Below are 21,204 nucleotides of genomic sequence, written 5' to 3' on the forward strand. Positions count from 1 at the left end.
CAGTTATGAGTTATCAAGAGATGAATCTAGATTTTGATAATCAAATTAATTATAAAAAATTAGCAATAGACTTTATTAAAGCGGAAACAGAAAAAGAAATTGATTCTATCTTAAATAAACATGAAATTTTTGCTGATGATAATAACTGGCGAAATTATGGTGATTTAGATAATAACTTTGGCACTATTGGTAATCAACAGAGTGATTCTACTTTAGCTTTAGTAGAAAAAATAATCAATAGTATAGATGCAGTTTTAATATCTGAAGCTAAAAAGACCGGTATAGATCCTAGTAGTGATGCTGCGCCTAAAACTATGAACCAAGCAGTTGAAAGGTTCTTTAATATTCAAGATGGTAAAATTTCTCTTCTTAGTTCAAAAGAACAAACTAAACTAGCTGAGAAAATAAACTTGATTGCAACAGGATCCCGTCAAAATCCATCTTATATTATTTATGATAAAGGTGAGGGGCAAAGACCAGAAGACTTTCCGGATACTCTATTAAGTTTACATAAATCAAACAAAGACAAAATTTTATTTGTTCAGGGTAGATTTAATATGGGTGGTACTGGTGCCCTTCCTTTTTGTGGTCATAAAAATTATCAGTTTGTTATGTCTCGAAAACATCCTGAAATTGATGATTCAAATAATGAATGGGGCTTTACTTTAGTTAGAAGAAGGCGCCCCAAGGATGGAGAAAAATTTTCGGTTTATGAATATTTTGCACCAGATCAAAAAATTGCAAGTTTTAAGGCTGATAACTTAGATATACTACCTGATAGTAAATCTGGGAAATATCAAAACAGAATAAATTATGGTACATTAATTAAGCTATATGAGTATGATATAACTGATAGAACTTTAATTACTTTTGATTTATATTATAGCTTAAACAGAAAAAGAGGGAGATAGGATTACAATTGATGTTGAACTAGACAGTTTTGGTGCTGCACCTACTTTTGCGAAGAGTTTAATTTTAAATATAACTGAAACTGATAAAGGAAAGAAAAAGAAGACTAAAACTAATAAACCTAAAGATAAAAATGATAATTTAAATTTACCTAATATTTCTTTATTAGAAAAAGAGGATTGGCCTGAAAAATGGAGTGAAGATAGTACAATTTTAATTAAAGAGTCAGATAAAGACTTAGATATTTATGTAAATAGAGATAATGTTAATTTAAAGAGAACTTTAAAAACTAAAAAATTAGATCAGAGTGAAATAGAGCTCTATGAAGAAAGATTTAAAATAGCTCTGGGATTAATAGGCTTTTCTATCTACTCTCAGTTAGAAGATGAGCAGGATAAAGAAAAAGTGATTCAAAAAACTACTAAGCCCATTTCTCAAATCATATTGCCCTTGATTGAAGAATTGGGAGATTTATCAGATTTGATGTAGAATAAGATATTTTATTATAAAATCATTTTCTGCTGCAGTTATAACAATAACATCAAATTCATCAATTTCTGAATAATATCATTATTTTCCTTGTTATTGCAGGGATTAATTAACTTATGTATAATATAACAAGTAGGAGTTTAATTGGCCCGATTTACAAGGAGAAGTGATATTTGATGAAAGAAAAATTAAAATATAGTTCAGGAATCAAGTCTAAACCCTTCCTGTATGTAGAGTTTAAAAAGGCTGCCGAGCTTATGTTAGAGCATCCCGACCAGTCTATCAGAGATTTAAAAAAGAAAACTGTAGAAGAAAATATATTTCAATTTGATTCAACTAATCGTAAAAAAGAAGTCGCTTCTGCAGTTTTTAAACGATTAAAAGTTTTAGATGATTTTTTAATAGAAAAATTATTAAATGGCACCATTGATAGTGGTAAGCAAATAACAGTTTATTCTATTTTAAAAACCGACCGACTCTTTTTTGAATTTATGAATGAAGTTTATAAAGATAAATACCAAGTGAGAGATCCATATTTAAGAGATAAAGACTTTAATATTTTCTTTCAACATAAGGCTGAGCAGAGTGAAAGAGTCGCTAAATGGGTTGATTATACCTATTACAAGTTGAAGCAGGTTTATATAAGAATCCTATTTGAAGCTAATTTTATTAAAGACCAGGATGAAAGAGAAATAAATAAACCCTTAATTAGTCCAGAACTTGAAGATCATTTAATTAATATCGGAGACAAAGTATATCTAGAAGCTATGCTGGGGGGAGAATAATGAGCGAGATAAGAAAAAGATTAGATCAAATACTGCCAGAAATAAAAAAGAAAGATTTTTTAAATAACAAAGGATTAGGTAATGAAATAGGATTTTATTTATTTGATTATGATCCTGAAGATGAATTAATAGTCAGAGATCATATTGATTTTTTAATTCGCAAGATGAATAATAATCCAGACACAGCAGATATAGTAGAATTTGATCTTTTTAATATTATGATAGAAATTCTTGAAGATAAAGGTTATTTGGATAAGACTTTTAAGATGGAAGAAAAAAGCGGCAGTCAAAAGATGATAAAAAAAATAAAGACTACTTTAAGTTTAAAAAGTAATGCCCGTTTATTTACCAACTACATTTCTGAAAGAGTTGAAGAAAATCAGATAATATTCATCACAGGAGTTGGTAAGGCCTGGCCGATTGTAAGATCACATACAGTTTTAAATAATTTACATCCTAAAATAGAGGATAATCCCTTAGTAATGTTTTTTCCAGGAAACTATGATGGTGCCAGCTTAAGTCTATTTGGGGATATTCATGATGATAATTATTATAGAGCTTTTTCTTTAGTACCCAGAAAAGATTCAGTCATTTAGGAGGCTAAATTAATGAGAATTGAAAATATGTTTAAAAAAGACATAAATAGAGAGATCAGAGGAGTTATTAAGGTTGCTCAGAATGATGAAAAAATAGTTAAAAATGAATTAGAAGAATATGTTGTTACCAATGAATTAGAAATGCACTTCCAGGACTTTTTTGAAGCCTATAAAAAAGGAATTGACGATTATACAGATAAGATGGGAGTATGGATTTCAGGTTTCTTTGGATCTGGTAAATCACATTTTTTAAAGATACTTTCTTACATATTAGATAATCGTGAAGTTAAGAATAAAAAAGCTAGAGATTTTTTTGATGAAAAGATAAATGATCCAATGCTGCTTGCAGATATGCAGAGAGCAAGTGAAATTCCTTCTGATGTTATTTTATTTAATGTTGATTCTAAGAGTGATTCTGACAGTAAAGCTGATAAGGAAGCAATTGTAAAAGTTTTTATGAAAGTTTTTAATGAACATCAGGGTTATTGCGGTAGTATTCCCTGGCTTGCAGATTTAGAAAGAAGATTGGATCAAGAAAATAATTATCAAAAATTCAAAAATGAATTTGCAGATATTGCAGGAGATAACTGGGAGAATAAAAGAGAAGATTTCTATTTTGAAGAAGAAGCAATTATTGAAGCTTTAGTTAGATCAACCAAAATGAACAAAGAATCGGCCAAGCACTGGTATGAAACTTCTGAAGATAATTACAGTATTAGTATAGAAAAGTTTGCAACAAGTGTTAAAGAATATATAGCAGAAAAAGAAGATAATCACCATGTATTATTTTTAGTTGATGAGATTGGTCAGTATATTGGCGATGATGGACAGTTAATGCTTAACTTGCAGACTGTAGCTGAAGACCTTGGTATTCACTGTGGTGGAAAGGCCTGGGTTATGGTAACATCTCAAGAAGAATTAGACAAAACTGTTAAAAGAATTAAAGGTATGGACTTTTCTAAAATTATGGGAAGATTTGATACCAGATTAAATCTTTCTGGGGCTAATGTTGATGAAGTTATTAAACAGCGTATTCTTGCTAAAAATGAAACAGCAATTGATACTTTAAAACTCCTTTATAATGATAAGAGTGCTGTTCTAAAAAATATAATCACCTTCAGTGAGGGTACCAGATTTATGGAAAACTATAAAGATGCTGCAGAATTTGCAGAAGTTTACCCGTTTGTGCCTTATCAATTTAAACTTTTACAGCAGGTTTTCGAAGAAATAAGAAGACATGGAGCTACAGGTAAACACTTATCTGAAGGTGAAAGATCTTTACTAAGTGCTTTTCAGGAAGCAGCTCAAACCATTACTGATTCTGATGAAGGTGAAATAATACCATTTTCAACCTTTTACAGACCAATAGAATCATTTTTAGATTCAAATATTAGAAGAGTAATTGAAAATGCTAAAATGAACGATAATTTAAGAGATTATGATGTTGAAGTTTTAAAGCTATTATTTTTAATCCGTTATGTTAACTTTGTTACAGCAAATATAGAAAACATTACTACTCTTTTAGTTTCTAAAATTGATGAAGATAAAATAGAGCTTAAAAAGAATATTGAAGAATCTCTACGCCGTTTACTCAAAGAAACATTAATTCAGAGAAATGGTGAAGAATATTTCTTCTTAACAAATGAAGAGCAGGATATTAATAGAGAAATTAATTCTATGGATGTCGATAGTTCTAAGATTTTAAAATATGTAGGAGATATTATTTTTGAAGAAATTTATACTGATAAAAAATATAGATACAATAAGAAATATGACTTTGCTTTTAATCAAATAATTGATGAAATGAATAGAGGTCGTCAGACTGAAGATATTGGGATTAAGATTTTAACACCATATTATCCAACAGTTGATGATCGTCAGCTATTATTAGAGTCTTCAGGTGAAAATAATATCATTGTCAAAATGCCTGATAATGCTAACTTCTTAGATGAGGTAGAACAGTCTCTAAAAATAGAAAAATATTTACGGAAAAGAAGCAGTCAGAATAAAACTAACGCTTATGAAGATATTATAAGCCGAATTCAAAGAGAACAGACAACTCGTAAAAAAAGAATTCAATCTTTAATTGAAGATAATTTAGGTGAATCTAAAATATTTGTTAGAAATAGCAATCCTGATATTGGAACTACTGATCCAGTTAAAAAAATTAACGAAAGCTTTAAATATTTAATTGAATCTCTTTATGAAAAGCTTAATTATATTAATAAACACTATGAATCTCAAAGTGATTTAGATGATTTAATCAACTCTGATAAATTGCAGTTAGAGTTAGGAGAGAATAAAAATAACAAACTGGCCTATGATGAAGTAAAGAATTATTTGGATAGAAAAAATAAACAAAATATGCGTGTTAGTTTTAAAAACTTAGTTGAGAAATTTACTTCTGTTCCTTATGGTTGGAGAGAATTAGACTTAGCTGCTGTTATAATCCAGCTTTTAAAAGCTAAAGAAATTAATCTCCAATACAATAGTGAAAATATTAATCTGAATAATAAAGACTTAACTGAGTATTTAACAAAGAAAAGACATCAGGAAAAATTAGTTATCAAAAAAAGAGTTAAAGTAGATCAGTATTTAATTAATAATGCTAAAAGCTTGGGTAGAGAATTGTTCAATAAAAGTACCTTACCTGATGATGAAGACAAGTTAAAAAAGAAATTGCAGTATTTAATTAATAATGAATATCTATCTAATATAAAATTTACTTTAAGAGAATATCATGAAGAAAAAGGGTATCCAGGCAAAAAAGAATTGAAATCTGCCCAAAAGGTGTTTAACGAGATTGAAAATATTGATGACTCCTATCAGTTTTATAAAGAACTTGATGAGCAAAGTGAAGAACTAAAAGAAACTGGAAGAAAACTAGACAGGATATTTGGGTTTTTTGAAAATCAAAGGGAACATTTTGATAGAGCTTTAGAGACTCTTCAGCTTTACGATAAGAATAAAAACTATATTGAAAACCAGGATTTAATTGAAATAGCTAAAGAACTTAGATCAATAGTTAATTCTGATAATCCTTATGCTAAAATACATTCTATTCCTAATTTAAGAGATGAATTTAATGAAATATTTGTTGATCAAATTTTAGAAGAAAAAAGTAAATCGAAAAAAGAAGATATCTTAATAGATAAAGAAAAAGTAAAAAGTGAATTAGAAAATAGTTCTTACGAATTTGAAGAGAATTTTAAGACTAATTTAATAAAGCGTTTTGATGAACTTTTAGAAAGATTAAAAGAGTCTAATAATATTAATGAGATAATTGCTATGCCTCAAGAAAGTGAAGTTATAAAACAGAAATGTTTTGATGATATTAATAAAAAAATTGCTGAAATAAAAGAGAAGCAGGGTAATGATCAAGAACCTGATATTGAATATGGAACAAAAAAAGAAAATGAACCAGAAACTTTGGTTAGAGAAAAAGAAACAAAAAACATTAGTTTAAATAAGCTTTTTAAAACTACTAAAACTATAAAAAATGAAGATGATATAGAAGAAGTTTTAAATGAAATTAGAGCTGAATTAAAGAATATTCTAGATGAAGATAAAAATATTAAATTAATATAGTGGGGAGCATAATATAATGAATAAATCAGCTATAAAAAAGTTTGCTGTTCAAGCAAGAAATCAACTTATGAAAGAAATTGATCAGAAGGCTTATGAGATAGGTATAGAAAAAGATAAAATTCATAGTTTAGAAAATAATGCTCAAATACACGGGAGAACTTTAAATTCAACTGAGATAAATCAGAGAAATAAGTTAATTGAAGAAATAGAACAAAAAGGTTATGAACAGGTTATAGATGAAGTAGCTTATACCTGGTTTAATAGATTTGTTGCTTTAAGATTTATGGAAGTGAATGGTTACTTACCTACAGGTGTTAGGGTGCTTTCTTCTAAAACAGAAGGTAAAATAGAGCCTGATATAATACAAGAAGCCTTAAATATTGATTTGGATATTGAAGCAGAAATAGTTCATCAGTTTGAAGATAATAGTGATACTAATGGTTTATACCGTTATCTTTTAATTAAACAGTGCAATTCTTTGAATGATATTATGCCCTTTATTTTTGAAAAAATAGCTGATTACACAGAGATATTACTACCCAATGATCTCTTGAAAGAAGACTCAGCTATTAGAAATCTGGTAGAAAATATTGATAATGAAGACTGGCAGGATGTTGAAATTATCGGTTGGATTTATCAGTTTTATATTTCTGAAAAGAAAGACGAAGTTTTTGGTTCCTCAGGGAAAGTAAAAAAAGAAGAAATTCCTGCTGCCACTCAGTTATTTACACCTGACTGGATAGTTAGATACATGGTTGAAAACTCTTTAGGGAGATATTGGCTGGAATCTAATGCTAATGATAGTTTAAAAGATAAATGGGAATATTATTTAGAAGAGGCTGAACAAGAGCCTGGGGTAATAGAAGAATTAGAAAAAATCAGAGATAGAAATATTAATCCAGAAGAAATAACTTTTTTGGATCCTGCTGCAGGTAGTGGTCATATTTTAGTTTATGCTTTTGAAGTGCTTTATGATATTTATAAGTCGGCAGGATATATGGAATCTTCCATACCTCAATTGATTTTAAATAAAAATATATATGGTCTTGAAATCTGTGATAGAGCAGCACAGCTAGCTTCTTTATCAGTTATGATGAAGGCAAGACAAAAAGATTCTAGAATTTTTGAAAAGAAAGTTGACTTAAATATTGTTTCTATTCAAGAAAGTAACATTATAGATGAAACAGCAATTGATTTATTAGTTGATAGTATTGAAGAGCAGAAATATAAAAATTATTTAGAGAAAGATTTAAAATATTTAGTTGATCTATTTGAAGATGCTAAAAACTATGGTTCTATTTTAAAGATTGAACAGGATATTTCTATTGATTTAATTAATAAAGCTTTAAATAACTTAAGTAATAGTGCTGTTGATTTATTCGGAGGGAAAAATAGAGGAATAATTATCAATTTGCTTCCTAAATTATTAGAACAATATCAGATTATGAGGAATAAGTATAATATTGTTGTTACCAATCCCCCTTATATGGGAGATAGAAATATGAATAAAAGTCTTAAAGATTATTTGAATAATAATTATAAAAAAAGTAAAGATGATTTATTTACAAGCTTTATAGAGAAAATTTTTATTTTTACTAATTCAAACGGCTTAATAGGACTAATGTCCCCAAATGTTTGGAGATTCAATAAAGCAAGTACAAATTTTAGAATAAATCTATTAAATAAACAAAATATTAATAGCTTAATTCAATTAGAAGAATCAAGTTTTTTAGAGGCTTCTGTTTCAATTACTACTTTTATATTAAGAAATAAAAAAGTTAATAATTTTTTAGGGACTTACATAGATTTATCAAATTTTAAAGGTGCTAATATTCAACCTACAAAAGTTAAACTTTCAATAAATAATAATGTAAATTATAAAAAAATTATTAATCAAGATGTTTTTAAAAAAATTGATGGAGCACCGATTACTTTAGATATTAATCATAATATATTAAATATACTTGAAGAAAGTGAAAAACTCAAAAATCATATTGAGTTTAAATCTGGTCTATCAACAGGAAATAATGACTATTTTCAAAAATTTTGGTATGAAGTTGATTTTTTTTCAATTGGATTCAATTATAAATCAGTTGGAAAAACAAAGTCAAAAGATAAAAAATGGTTTCCTTGTAATAGTGGAGGTAGTTTTCGAAAATGGTATGGTAATAATGAAAAAATTATTAATTATAAAAATAATGGTTATGAATTAAAAAATTATAGAGATTCCTCTGGAAAACTAAAATCTTCATTGAGAAATAAAGAATATTATTTTAAAAAAGGTATAACATATAATAAGATAGGTTCAGATAGATTTAGTGCTAGATACAAAAATCATGGTTTTATTTTTGATGATACTGGTAGATCGGCTTTTACTGGAAATGAAATTTGGGACAAAATAATTTTGTCATTTTTGTGTTCTAAATTATCTATTTTATTTCTAAAATTGATGAATAAATCAATCAGTTTTACTCATAGTGCTCTTAACCGTATTCCATTTTTATATAATAATGTTAAAACTCAAAAAGATGAAATTGCTTATTTAACAAATAGCTCAATATATATATCAAAAAAAGATTGGGATTCTTTTGAAATATCCTGGGACTTTAAAAAGCATCCATTATTAGCATATAAAAATGAAGCTAATACTATTCAAGAAGCTTTCAATAACTGGTCAGAGTTTGCAGAAGAAAAATTCTATCAACTAAAAGAAAATGAAGAAAAACTAAATGAAATATTTATTGAAATATATGGTTTAGAAGATGAATTAGATCCTGAAGTCAAAGAAAAAGATGTAACAGTAAGAAAAGCAGATAAAGCAAGAGATATAAGATCATTCATGTCTTATGCAGTTGGCTGTATGCTCGGAAGATATTCTTTAGATGAAGAAGGTTTAGTTTATGCAGGAGGAGAATTTGACCATTTAAAATATGAAACATTTAAGGCAGATAAGGATGGAATAATTCCTGTTTTAGATAAAGAATACTTTGATGATGATATAGTAGCTAGATTTGTTGAATTTGTTAAGGTAACATTTGGTGAAACAAACTTAGAAGAAAATCTTGAATATATAGCTGATGCTTTAATTGAAGGTGGAACGAGTGACCAGGATACAGCAAGAGAAACTATTAGACGGTATTTCCTCTTTGACTTTATAAAAGACCATACTTCTGAATATAATAAGTGCCCTATTTATTGGTTATTTCAGTCAGATGGAAGAGGTAAAGCCTTTAATGCTCTAATTTATATGCACCGTTATGATAAAGGAACTGTATCCAGAGTAAGAACTGATTATCTACATGAACTGCAGAATAAAATAGAATCAGAAAAGGTTAGACTGCAAAATATAATTGATTCTGATCTTTCAGGTCGCCAGAGAACTCAGGCTAAGAAAGATTTAGAGAAATTAGAAAAACAGACAGCAGAACTAAAAGAATACGATCGAAAATTAAATCACTTAGCAAATCAGCAGATTGAGATAGATTTAGATGATGGAGTAAAAGAAAACTACGCTAAGTTTGATGAAGTATTGAAGAATATTTAGGGGTGAAGTTATGAACTTAGATGAAATAAAAAATTTGCTAGAAAAAGAATTCAACCAAGCAACTAAAGAAAAGGAGCGTCATATCATTTTTTGGTATGACGCTAATGCTGCCTTTGTCGAAGAAATAAATAATTTAGAAATAGAAAATGCAGAGATCTGGAAGTTAAAAGATAATAATAACTTTAGAACTAAATATCAGCTGGAAGTTGAAGATACTAAATCAAATTATTTAATTTATTCCAGCCAAGCAAAACCAGAAAAAAAAGAAAACTGGCTTTTAGATATTTATAGATACTCACAGGAATTTACTGCCGATAAAACTACTTTAATAATGAGAGACTTTGGAGTAGAAGAAGAGTATATGCGGCCAGCATTTGAAAAACATGAAAAGTTTTTTAATAACAAACAAAGATATAACAGACTTAAAAATTATAATATAAAGGATTTTAATCAAGAAAAATTAGATATTGCAATCTTTTCAGCTTTAGCTAAACTAAAAACACCAAATTTAGAAAGAGCAGTAAAAGAACTTTTAAAAGATGTTTTAAATGAAGATAATAGTATCTGGGAGAAGTTAAATAAGTTCAGTTATAGTCAAAGTATCTGGGACCTTATTTCCAAAAAATATGGGTATGTTAAAGAAGAAAAATCATTAAAACAGTTAATGCTGATGTTTTTAATCACTAATATCAGACACAATCTAAAAAGAGATTTGCCAGAAAACTGGCAGAATGAATTATCTACAGAAGAGGCTAACTGTGTGGTCTTTTTGAGTAACTGGATGAACCATGCTAAAGATTATAAAGAATTTGATCAAAAGGCAGATATGCTGCAGGAAGATTTAAGTCTAAAAGATTATTTGAAGAAATGGGATATTAATGATTATCTGCAGTGTGAAAGTTTTAGAGCTTTTGATGAAATGATTATTCAAAAAATAGTTGATAACTTAGTATCTGGTTCAGAAGAGTTTAATAATTTTAAAGAAATCATTTCAATTCGTAAAACAAAACACTGGTATCAATATTTTAATAATACTTATCAGGCAATTGATTCTGCAATTGAGCTATTGAGACTAAAAAAAGAAGTTGGAGATATTCCACAACTAAAAGCTGAACAATTTTTTGAGAAATACAAAGAAGAATATTATCAATTTGATAAAGCCTACCGTCATTTTTATTTAGCCTATGATCAGGTAAAGAATAAAGGTATTCTAGCTGAATTAAAAGAAAGAATAGAAAATCTTTATTCTAACTGGTTTATCCAGGAATTATCAATCAAGTTTTCCAATAGTTTAGCTGATAAAGAAGAATGGAAGATCGGCTCTATAAAACAGCAGCAGAAATTTTATTACAATAATATTAGAAAGAAAATGGATAAAAAAGAAAGAACCTTTGTTATTATTTCAGATGGGTTTAGATATGAAGCAGCTCAAGAATTAAATGAGCAGCTGCAAAAAGAATTTAAATCACCAACAGAATTAATGGCCTATCAAGGCAGCATCCCCAGTGAAACAAGTTTAGGGATGGCCAGCCTACTTCCGAATAATAAAATTAATATTGATCAAGAATTTAATCAAGTTTTAGTAGATGGAATGCCTACTAATTCATCTAAAAATAGAGAAAAAGTTTTAAATTCATTTGTAGAAAAATCAGTCGTCTTAAGTGCTAAAGAATTATTGCAGATGACAAGAGAAGAAATGAGAAAAGTTATCTTTGGTAAAAACTTAGTTTATATCTATCATGATTTAATTGATACTATGGGAGAAAGCCACCAAACAGAACAAAAAGTCTTTGAAGCAGTTAATGATACTTTTGAAGATTTAAAAACATTGATTAATGCTTTAAAAAATAATGTTAGTGCCAGCAATATTTTTATTACTGCTGATCACGGTTTTATTTATAGAAGAAGAAAACTAGAAGCCAGTGATAAGACTAAACATAATGCAAAAGATTCTAATAAAGAAAGTAAACGCTATTTAATCAACAAAGAAAAGCAGGATGTAGATGGAGCTTTAACATTTAGCCTTAATTACTTAGCTGAAGATAATGACTTATATGTTTCAGTTCCCAGGGGAGCTAATAGATTCTCAACTCGTGGAGGCAACCTAAACTATGTCCATGGAGGAGCTTCTTTACAGGAGATAGTTATACCTGTAATTAAGTTTAAGTACGACAGAAAGGGCAAATATAAAGCCTCTAAGGTAGATTTAAAACTAACTAATATCTCAAGAAAGATAACCAACAGCATCTTTAGATTAGAATTCTTTCAGACTGATCCTATAAGTGAAAAAATAACTTCTCGTAAGGTATTAGCTTACTTTGTTGATGAGGAAGGAAATAAAATATCTAATGAGAACATTATTATTGCTGACAGCAAAGAAGAGGATGCTAAAAAGAGAAATTATAAAGAGAAGTTCACTCTCAAAAACCAGCAGTATGATGAAAATAAAGATTATTATTTAATACTTGAAGACCAGGATGAGTCAGTGGAGAAGATTTATGAAAAAATTGCTTATAAAATTAGTTTAGCAATAACTAATGATTTTGGATTTTAATATACTTTAATCTTTAAAGAAGGTGAATTTATGGAAGACTTTCTAAATGATAAATTAAATAAAGTATTTTCAGGTCGAGTAGTAAGAAAAGACCTTACTCAAAAAATAAAAGAAGGAGCTAATGTTCCAGTTTATGTTTTAGAATACTTACTTGGAATGTATGCTGCTACAGATGATGAAGATAGTATAGAAGAAGGAGTTCAGAGGGTAAAAGATATTTTATCCTCTAACTTTGTTCGGCCTGATGAAGCTGAAAAGATAAAATCAAAAATTAGAGAAAATGCTGTTTATACGGTAATAGATAAAGTAACTGTTAAATTAAATGAGAAAAAGGATGAATATCAGGCCAGATTTTCTAATCTGGGAATTAGTGGGGTTACTATATCTAGTAATTTTGTCAAGCAGTATAATAAGCTTCTTTCTGGTGGTATCTGGTGTATTTTAAAGATGGAGTATTTTTTTGATGAAGAAGCTAAAGATAGAAATCCCTTTGGTATAAAAACTCTTACTCCTATTCAGATGCCTAATATGGATTTAAGTGAGATATTTGATGGTAGAAACGAATTTACTAAAGATGAGTGGATGGATGCTTTAATTAGATCGGTTGGTTTAGAGCCAACTCAATTTGAAAATGAAGCTAAATGGCATCTATTAGAAAGATTAGTTCCCTTAGTAGAGAATAATTATAATTTAGTCGAATTAGGGCCAAGAGGCACGGGTAAATCTCATATTTATAAAGAAATATCTCCCAATACAATTTTAGTATCTGGTGGCCAGAGTACAGTAGCAAATCTATTTTATAATATGAATACCAGGAAAATTGGTTTAGTAGGGCTTTGGGATACTGTAGCTTTTGATGAAGTTGCAGGTATCAAGTTTAAAGATAAAGATGGAATTCAGATTTTAAAAGACTTTATGGCTTCTGGTTCTTTTGCCCGTGGTAGAGAAGAAAAGAGTGCTAATGCTTCCATGGTTTATATCGGTAATATTAATCAGGATGTAAAAGTTCTTTTAAAAACTTCTCATCTATTTGATCCATTTCCCGATGAAATATCTTATGATTCAGCCTTTTTTGATAGAATTCACTACTATCTGCCTGGTTGGGAAATTCCTAAAATGAGGCCAGAGTATATTACTGATCAATATGGGTTTATCAGTGATTATTTATCTGAATTTTTTAAAGAGATGAGGAAGTTCTCCTATTCGGATTCTATTGATAAACACTTTAAGTTAGGAAATAATTTAAACCAAAGAGATGTCATAGCTGTCAGAAAAACAGTTTCTGGTTTAATAAAACTTATATATCCCAATGGTAATTTTAATAAAGAAAATTTAGAAGAAATTTTACAATATGCTCTTGTAGGTAGAAGAAGAGTTAAAGAACAGCTTAAAAAAATAGGAGGAATGGAATTTTATGATGTACATTTTTCCTATATTGATACTGAAAGTAATGAAGAGGAGTTTGTTTCAGTACCTGAACAGGGTGGAAACAAGTTAATTCCTGAAGGCCAGGGTAAACCAGGTCATGTTTATACTGTAGGTGATACTGAATCTGGTATTATTGGTGTTTATAAGATTGAAGTTGAAGTAGTAAGTGGTAAAGGTAAGTTTACTAAATCAGGTTTGAGTTCAAATAGATTGGCCAGAGAAAATATTGATATGGCTTTCAATTATTTTAAGGCTAATTCAAAAAGTATCAGTAATAGTATCAGCATCTCAAAAAACAATTATCTGCTTCATATACAGGATTTACAGGGGGTGGGATTAACACCAGAGTTAACCCTTGCTGCCTTTGTTGCTATGTGTTCTGGAGCTATGCAGAGGCCTGTGCAGGAGAGAATGGTTATTTTAGGTTCGATGAGTATTGGGGGAACAATTAAAAAAGTATCTTCATTAGCTAATGTGTTACAGGTTGCTTTTGATGCAGGAGCAAAAAAAGTATTATTGCCAATGTCATCTGCTTCAGATATTTCTACAGTGCCTTCAGAACTATTTGCTAAATTCCAGATTTCTTTTTATGAAGATCCTATTGATGCAGTTTATAAGGCTTTGGGTGTGGGGTAGAATCAAATTAATATAAATTGGGGGATTATAGATGAGTAATAATATTGATAAATCTAAATTAGTTTATGTTAACATAGTCTGGATGAAATATTATAGGGGTCTAAAAAATAATGACAAAATTAATCCAGAATCAGGTGGAGGATCTCATCCACAAAAACATTTAGATGCTTTAGAAAAAACTAAATTTAAAAGATCATTTTGAAGATACTGACGGTGAAAAGAGCCTTAAACTGGCTAATTTGAATATATTTAAATCAGAAAGAAGGAAAAATCATGAATGAAACTCGCTTAAAAGAACATATAAAAAAATATAACGAAAAAGTTAACAGTTCACCAGAAATAGTTAATGAAGATCTTTTAGAACAAGATCAGCGGATAAAATATTATCATTCTTGGACTAAAGATAAAATATTAGAAATGACAAGAGAAGATCTATACAAATTTTTCTCTAAACTCTGGGCCATGGTAATCTGGGGTAATAAAAAATATGCTGTAGATAAAATAATTGATGGTAATGGAATTGATAAATTGAAATCAAGAATGGCAGAGTTTTTGTGGAGTGAAAGAGATATAGAAAAGCGATGGGATAAATTCAGAAAAGATATGAAAGGTTTTGGTCCAGCTATTATGAGTGAACTTTTATGTCATTTTCATCCTGATAAATATATAATTTGGAACAGCAAAACTTTGACAGGTTTAAACTACTTAGGGCTAGATGATCTTCCAAAATACAATTATCAACTTGATGGTAAAAAATATAAAGAAATTTGTCAAATAGAACAAAAAATTGCTGAATTTTTAGAAAGAGGAAGTGAACTTAAAGATGTTAATTTATTAACTGTCAATTATTTCATTTGGGACGAATTGCAGATAAAAACTGCTGTTGAAACAGATACTCCAGAAGATGATGAAGAATTAGCTAAAATAACAGAGGAGGACAAGCGAGGCTTTGTTCATGATGAGATCAAAGAAAAATTAGCTGAAATTGGTGAGTGGTTAGGATTTAAAACTTATACTGAAACCAGGGTGGCTTCTGGTTCTGTTGTAGATACAGTTTGGGAATCTACTGTTGGTAATATGGGCCGTATTATATATGTTTTTGAAGTCCAGACTAAAGGTTCTATTGATAGTTTATCAATGAATTTACTTAAATCCTTAAATAATCCTGCAGTTCAAGGAGTTATAGCAGTTTCTGATCCTAAACAATTAGAAAAAATCAAAAAGAATGTTGCTGATATATCAACTTTAGAAAACAAATTAAAGTTCTGGAATTATACTGAGGTTTTAGATAATCATGAAAGATTAGCCAGGGTAAATGAATCTATCAATAAGCTTGGTTTAGTACCAGAAGGATTTTAAATAATTTTTGAAAGGAGTATAAATTATGGCCCGTTATTCTAACTGTCCTCAAAGTTACGAAGTTTTTTCAGATTTTATGGATAGATGTCTTTTAAATGATCAAAGTTTAATCTGGCCTGAAAAAAATGTCTGGACTTTAGAAAACTTGAAGAAAATAAAGGTTAATTTTATAGATAATCCAATTATGGGTGGTGAATTTTGGGATAAACTTTTTAACCAATTTTCTGATTTGAATGATGACTGCTGGCGTATTTTGGCAGATGCATTTTTTGTCTATACGTTGCCTTCAACTTATATGAAACCAGAAAAGAAATATGAATATATAAATAAGGTGTGTGAGCAGAGGAATTTAGAATTACCTGATTTTAAAGAGGATATGTGGGATGTTTTAAACCAGGGTTTTACAAGAACAGCTATTCAATATCATCAGAAATATAAACAGCTCTGGGTAATTTTTCTTTTTGCAATTAAAGTCAAGGAAAAAGAAGACAGAACAGAATTTTTAGATGATCATTTAGCAGTAAGAGAAGAGTTATATAAGATAATTGATGATATTAATCCTAATGATAGATCTTACGGTATGTTAAACGCCATTTTACATTTAGGCTATCCAGAAAAATATGAAAGAATGATCAGTCTAAGTAATAAAAAGAAGGCTGTTAAATATTATGAAGATAAAATTAAAGATCAAATTGATTCCGAAGCTAATTTGGACCAAAAGCTATTAGCTATTAGAAATTATCTAGAAGAAAAAGAATTAGTAGATGAAAAATTAAATTTTTATGCACCGCAATTCCAAGAGCGATGGAGAGGAAAAAATAAGGTAAAAGAGGAGAATGATGAGGAGTATACTACAGATGAGCAAGTGGAAGAAGATCCATTTTTAGATGAACTTGTTAAAACTTTAAGAAATAAAAAGCAGATAATATTATATGGACCTCCTGGAACAGGAAAAACATATTATGCTAAAAAATTAGCTAGAGCCATAATTTCTCAGGATAATTTTGAAAAGGATTATTCGCAATTAACTGCTTTAGAAAAAGATAAATTACAACTTGGAGCAGCTAAAAATAATGGTAATTCTCAAAAATATCTTCGTTTCTGTACTTTTCATCCAGCTTATGGTTACGAAGAATTCATGGAAGGGTATAGACCGGCCTTATCAAAAACAGGAAAAGCTATTTTTGAACTACAGGATGGTATCTTTAAAAAAATCTGTAATGATGCTAGAGAAAATCCAGAACAAACTTATGTTTTGATTATTGATGAAATTAATAGAGGAGATATTCCTAGAATTTTTGGGGAGTTAATTACTCTTTTAGAAGCAGATAAAAGATGGAGCAAAAACAATGAAGAAGATTATATTTCACTTACTTTGCCAGCTTCTCAAGAAAACTTTACTGTTCCAGAGAATGTTAACATCATAGCAACAATGAATACAGCAGATAAAAGTATTGCCTTATTAGATATTGCACTTAGAAGAAGATTTGGTTTTAGAGAATTACTACCTAAGCCTGAATTATTAGAAAATCAAACTATAGCAGGAATTAATTTATCAGAACTTTTAAATCATTTAAATAATAGGATAATAGAAAAAATAGACAAAAATTTACAGATTGGACATTCATATTTAATGAAAAATGAAAAAGCAATTAAAACAGAAGAGCAGTTAATTAGTAGGATAAAAGATGAAATACTTCCACTGCTGCAGGAATACTGTTTTGATGACTTTAGTACTTTAGAAGAAATATTGGGTCCTAAATTATTTAATTTAGAACAGGGTAGATTTAATGAAGAAATATTTTCTTCAGCAGGTAAAGAACTAATCTTAGATAGTTTAAAAAGCATATTAGCTGAGGAAAAAACAAATGAATGATCTAAAAACAGTATATATATCGGAGTGGTCCAAATTAAGTGCAGAAGAATTGAGGGAAAAATATAATCTCAGACAGCTTGTTAACTCTGATTTTAAATTAATTAATGAAATAGAAAACAAATTAAAAATTAGACAGTTGAGTAATGGTATAGAGATAGAAAGTAATTCTTATGTAGGAGTAGTTAAATTAAATAACTTTCAAATCATAATTTCTCCTAAAATAACAAATTTTAATCTAGCTAAAATGATTGCCTTTGCTTATGATTTAGAAAGCATTGAAATATTAAATGAGCTTAATGAATTAGCAACTGATAAAGCAAATATTTCAGATATTATTTCTTTAATTTTTCTAAAAGAAACAGAAAATATATTTTATCAAGGTTTAAGAAAAAGATATCAGGAAAAAGAAGAAGATATAGCCTCCTGTAGAGGTAAAATAAATTTTAATAAACTAGCTAAGAATTCTTCCTCTTCTGTAACACTACCTTGTAGATATCAGGAATTAACTGTTGATATAGAGGAAAATCAAATCATTTTGGCTGCTTTAAGATTATTATTAGCAAATACAAATAATAGAAAGTTAAAGAAAAAGTTAAATATTCTATTTTCTAAAATTAAAATTGAAGTCAGTTTAAGGTCATTATCTTATCAATTATTAACTAAAGGTTTAAATAATAGTGATCGTTTAAATAATAATTATAAGAATCTTTTTAGATTAGTTGAGTTGCTTTTAAGAAAAGAGGATTTTAATTTATTAGGGGAGCAAGATAATGACTTTCCAGGTTTTTTATTGGATATGAATCTTTTATTTGAAAGATTTTTAAAAAAATATTTTAAGAGTAAATTATCTCCAGGCGTTAAGGTTGAAGCTCAAAAGAGTTTAAAAAATAAATTTAGATCTGATAAATTATCATATAATTTAATTCCTGATTATCAGTTTTTTGAAGATGGAAAGTTAGTAAGAATAGCTGATGCCAAATATAAAAATTATGAGCAGAAAAAAGTGTCAGTTTCTGATTTATATCAGTTAACAGCTTATGCATTAGCCAACAAAGGAAAGATTAATCAAGTTTACTTATTTTATCCAGGTTCTAAAATTGAATCTAAAACATTTTCACTTAATAATTTAGCTAGAGATATCAAAGTTGAAATAATAGCTCAGGGATTGAATATTGAAAGGATTTTAGATGATATTGAAAATAAAAATTTGGATTTTAAATTATTTGATTAAGAGGTGTATAATAATGGATATTGCTAATGTTGCAAATGTCATTAATGATAAAAGCAAGGATTATAAAGTTGGAAATCTTCAATATTTTAGAAAAGAATATAAAGATATTCAACATCCAAATACATATAAATTATTTTCAAAAAGAACTATTATGGATGATGATCCTGATAACTCGTATATTTTTCATTCTGCTGGTAGAAAAGAATTTCAAGTCAATGTAGGTTATGAAAAATTTAGAAATGAATTTAGAGCTGGTTTTGCTTTTTCTATAGAGCCAAGTAGATCTGTTACTGATCCAGTTTCAATTTTTAAACCTAAAATAAAAATTTATAATAATTATATTGAAAAAAATCTTGATAAGTTTGATGATTTAATGATGTTTCATCATGATGAAGATTATAATAGGAGTTCTAATTATCCAATTGAAAAAATTGAAGATCATCTTATTGATCAAGGTATGTTTATATTTATGGGAACTATTTTCAAAAAAGAAGCTGATGAATTCTTAACTGAAAAAGAATATAAACATATTTTAAAGACATTAGATAGACTTTATGAGATCTATAAATATATTGAGAAAAGAGAATACTGAGGTTAATAATAGAAAGTATCAAGGGGGGGATATGTGTCAAAAAAATATATTGATGAATTTATAAAAGCACTAGATTCTGAAATAAAGAGCTTAAAAAAGGGAACTTATGGTAATATTGTTCCTATATTCAATGGAAAATTCAAAAGAAAAATAAATAATCTATATATTTACACTTTTAAGCTAGAAAATTTTCTTAGTGTTATGGATGATACCCCTGTTGAAATAATAATTAATAATAAAAATTATAAGGGACAAATAATTTCAGTTAAAGGGTTAGAAGTTGATATTGCAATTGAAGAAAAATTAGGAGTTTCTATTCCCAAAGCTATTATTAATACTAATTTATGGTTTTTATTAGAGAGATTAAAAGACAAATTTGAAGAGAATAAAATCAAACAAAATAGATTTAAAACTAGTGATAAATTGTTTGGTTTTAACTTTAAGAATAATAATTCAAACATTGAACCTAACTATACAATCTCAGATAAGGTTCCAAATCAATCTCAAAAAGATGCTATTTTTAATTATTTAAATAATGAAGTGTCAATAATTACGGAAAAGTACGTAAGTTTTTTCTACATTAAATTCTGAAAAATTAGAAAAAGGAAAAGATAATATTTCAATTAAAATTAGTTCACTGAATAGGGTAGATAAAGCATTAAAAAAGGGAAAAGTTTCATTACTAGATATTCAATACAGAATGGCACCTCAAATAGCAGATATTTCAAATAGATTTTTTTATAATAACATTAGCAGCTGCAATTGTTATGGGGAGAAATGCTAATGGTTTAAGAGAATGGAAATTAAAAAATGGAATGACTTTAAAAGAATTTGAAAAGCCTGATGAAGAATAAATTGTAATTATAAAAAATAAAAACACCTGATAAAATATCAGGTGTCTTCATAATTTTAATTTTGCCCATTTAAGAGCTCTTTATAATTTTATTTTCTATATTAATAATACTATTTTATCAGTCAATTGTCAAGCAGTTTCAAACAAAAATTCACTTATTTTTTGGTTAAGATCTGCTGGTTTTTCTTTGATGTCATATATAGCTTTTTGTTCATTAATTCGCTGGATATCAATTGCTCTCATATCACTTAAATGAAGTCGAGAAGTTTTATCATTTTTAAAATCTTTAATTTTAATATCAATTTCAATTTTAGAATTAGGAGGATTAGAATTTTCTTTTACTGATGTTGTAGGAATAACCAAATATTTTGATCCAAAATCTTTTAATATATAGCAGTAATGACCACCATAAATTTCTTTTGGATATCCTCTTCTTAAATTAAAATATGCAATTTGTCCTGTGGTTGGCCTAGTTGCTGGTTTTATTTTATAAAAAGAGGTTGATGGATCATTCGTTTCGTTTGGAACAATTATATTGTAAAAAAAGTGTAGTTCTCTAATCCAATATTTTAATTCTCTAGCAAAACCGTTAATATCATAGTTTTTAATTTTTTTGAGCGTAGCTTTAGCTTCCTTCACATCATCAGAAAAACTCATATTTGGTTCACCTCCATTAAATTATATTAATTATAACATAATTTCTATAAAAAGGAAATAAATTTCTGTAAATTTCAGAATATTATACGGAAAAATAAAAAGAGGTA

The 21,204-nt window shown here is 28.2% G+C and carries 15 protein-coding genes; 14 read left to right on the forward strand and 1 reads right to left on the reverse strand.

Translation table 11 applies throughout. From position 1 onward, the window contains the following. Positions 1-5: 5 nt before the first annotated feature. From DFR78_RS07525 to DFR78_RS12425, 14 genes are all read left to right on the forward strand, one after another. Positions 6-911, forward strand: a complete 906-nt coding sequence (locus DFR78_RS07525; protein ID WP_114458228.1) for a hypothetical protein — start codon at positions 6-8, stop codon at positions 909-911. A 663-nt stretch (positions 912-1,574) separates the two neighbouring features. Next, positions 1,575-2,183, forward strand: coding sequence for a DUF1819 family protein (locus DFR78_RS07530; protein ID WP_114458229.1), 609 nt, complete (start codon positions 1,575-1,577; stop codon positions 2,181-2,183). Beyond that, positions 2,183-2,779 (forward strand): DUF1788 domain-containing protein, encoded by a 597-nt coding sequence (locus DFR78_RS07535; RefSeq protein WP_114458230.1) that lies wholly within the window; start codon positions 2,183-2,185, stop codon positions 2,777-2,779. Before DFR78_RS07530 ends, DFR78_RS07535 begins: the two co-directional genes overlap by 1 nt. Positions 2,780-2,791: 12 nt before the next feature. Beyond that, on the forward strand, positions 2,792-6,367 hold the full coding sequence (gene brxC / locus DFR78_RS07540; RefSeq protein WP_114458231.1) for a BREX system P-loop protein BrxC: 3,576 nt from the start codon (positions 2,792-2,794) through the stop codon (positions 6,365-6,367). A gap of 16 nt (positions 6,368-6,383) precedes the next feature. Then, on the forward strand, positions 6,384-9,911 hold the full coding sequence (gene pglX / locus DFR78_RS07545; RefSeq protein WP_114458232.1) for a BREX-1 system adenine-specific DNA-methyltransferase PglX: 3,528 nt from the start codon (positions 6,384-6,386) through the stop codon (positions 9,909-9,911). A gap of 10 nt (positions 9,912-9,921) precedes the next feature. Further along, positions 9,922-12,465, forward strand: coding sequence for a BREX-1 system phosphatase PglZ type A (pglZ, locus tag DFR78_RS07550; RefSeq protein WP_114458233.1), 2,544 nt, complete (start codon positions 9,922-9,924; stop codon positions 12,463-12,465). A gap of 30 nt (positions 12,466-12,495) precedes the next feature. After that, positions 12,496-14,529, forward strand: a complete 2,034-nt coding sequence (gene brxL, locus DFR78_RS07555; protein WP_114458234.1) for a protease Lon-related BREX system protein BrxL — start codon at positions 12,496-12,498, stop codon at positions 14,527-14,529. Between the two features lie 31 nt (positions 14,530-14,560). Next, positions 14,561-14,731 carry a hypothetical protein gene (locus tag DFR78_RS11935; protein ID WP_158531733.1) on the forward strand — a complete coding sequence of 57 codons (171 nt, stop codon included), beginning with the start codon at positions 14,561-14,563 and terminating at the stop codon, positions 14,729-14,731. 71 nt (positions 14,732-14,802) lie between these two features. Then, positions 14,803-15,888, forward strand: a complete 1,086-nt coding sequence (locus DFR78_RS07560; RefSeq protein ID WP_114458235.1) for a hypothetical protein — start codon at positions 14,803-14,805, stop codon at positions 15,886-15,888. 25 nt (positions 15,889-15,913) lie between these two features. After that, positions 15,914-17,764, forward strand: a complete 1,851-nt coding sequence (locus DFR78_RS07565; RefSeq protein WP_114458236.1) for an McrB family protein — start codon at positions 15,914-15,916, stop codon at positions 17,762-17,764. Positions 17,765-17,813: 49 nt separating this feature from the next. Next, positions 17,814-18,995 (forward strand): McrC family protein, encoded by a 1,182-nt coding sequence (locus DFR78_RS07570; protein ID WP_158531734.1) that lies wholly within the window; start codon positions 17,814-17,816, stop codon positions 18,993-18,995. Between the two features lie 13 nt (positions 18,996-19,008). Further along, the gene (locus tag DFR78_RS07575) at positions 19,009-19,587 is read left to right on the forward strand and encodes a hypothetical protein (RefSeq protein ID WP_147267760.1); all 579 of its coding nucleotides are present in this window, start codon (positions 19,009-19,011) and stop codon (positions 19,585-19,587) included. Positions 19,588-19,620: 33 nt separating this feature from the next. Then, a complete protein-coding gene (locus tag DFR78_RS07580) occupies positions 19,621-20,178 on the forward strand; it encodes a hypothetical protein (RefSeq protein ID WP_089716541.1) in 558 nt (185 codons plus the stop codon). Positions 20,179-20,224: 46 nt separating this feature from the next. After that, positions 20,225-20,371, forward strand: coding sequence for an AAA domain-containing protein (locus DFR78_RS12425; protein WP_369834952.1), 147 nt, complete (start codon positions 20,225-20,227; stop codon positions 20,369-20,371). Between the two features lie 198 nt (positions 20,372-20,569). Here DFR78_RS12425 and DFR78_RS07595 read toward each other — a convergent pair whose 3' ends face one another. Then, positions 20,570-21,097 (reverse strand): hypothetical protein, encoded by a 528-nt coding sequence (locus DFR78_RS07595; protein WP_114458240.1) that lies wholly within the window; start codon positions 21,095-21,097, stop codon positions 20,570-20,572. Positions 21,098-21,204: the final 107 nt, after the last annotated feature.

Origin of the sequence: Halanaerobium sp. MA284_MarDTE_T2 (assembly GCF_003337245.1) — a bacterium.
In the GTDB taxonomy this organism is placed as follows: domain Bacteria; phylum Bacillota; class Halanaerobiia; order Halanaerobiales; family Halanaerobiaceae; genus QPJE01.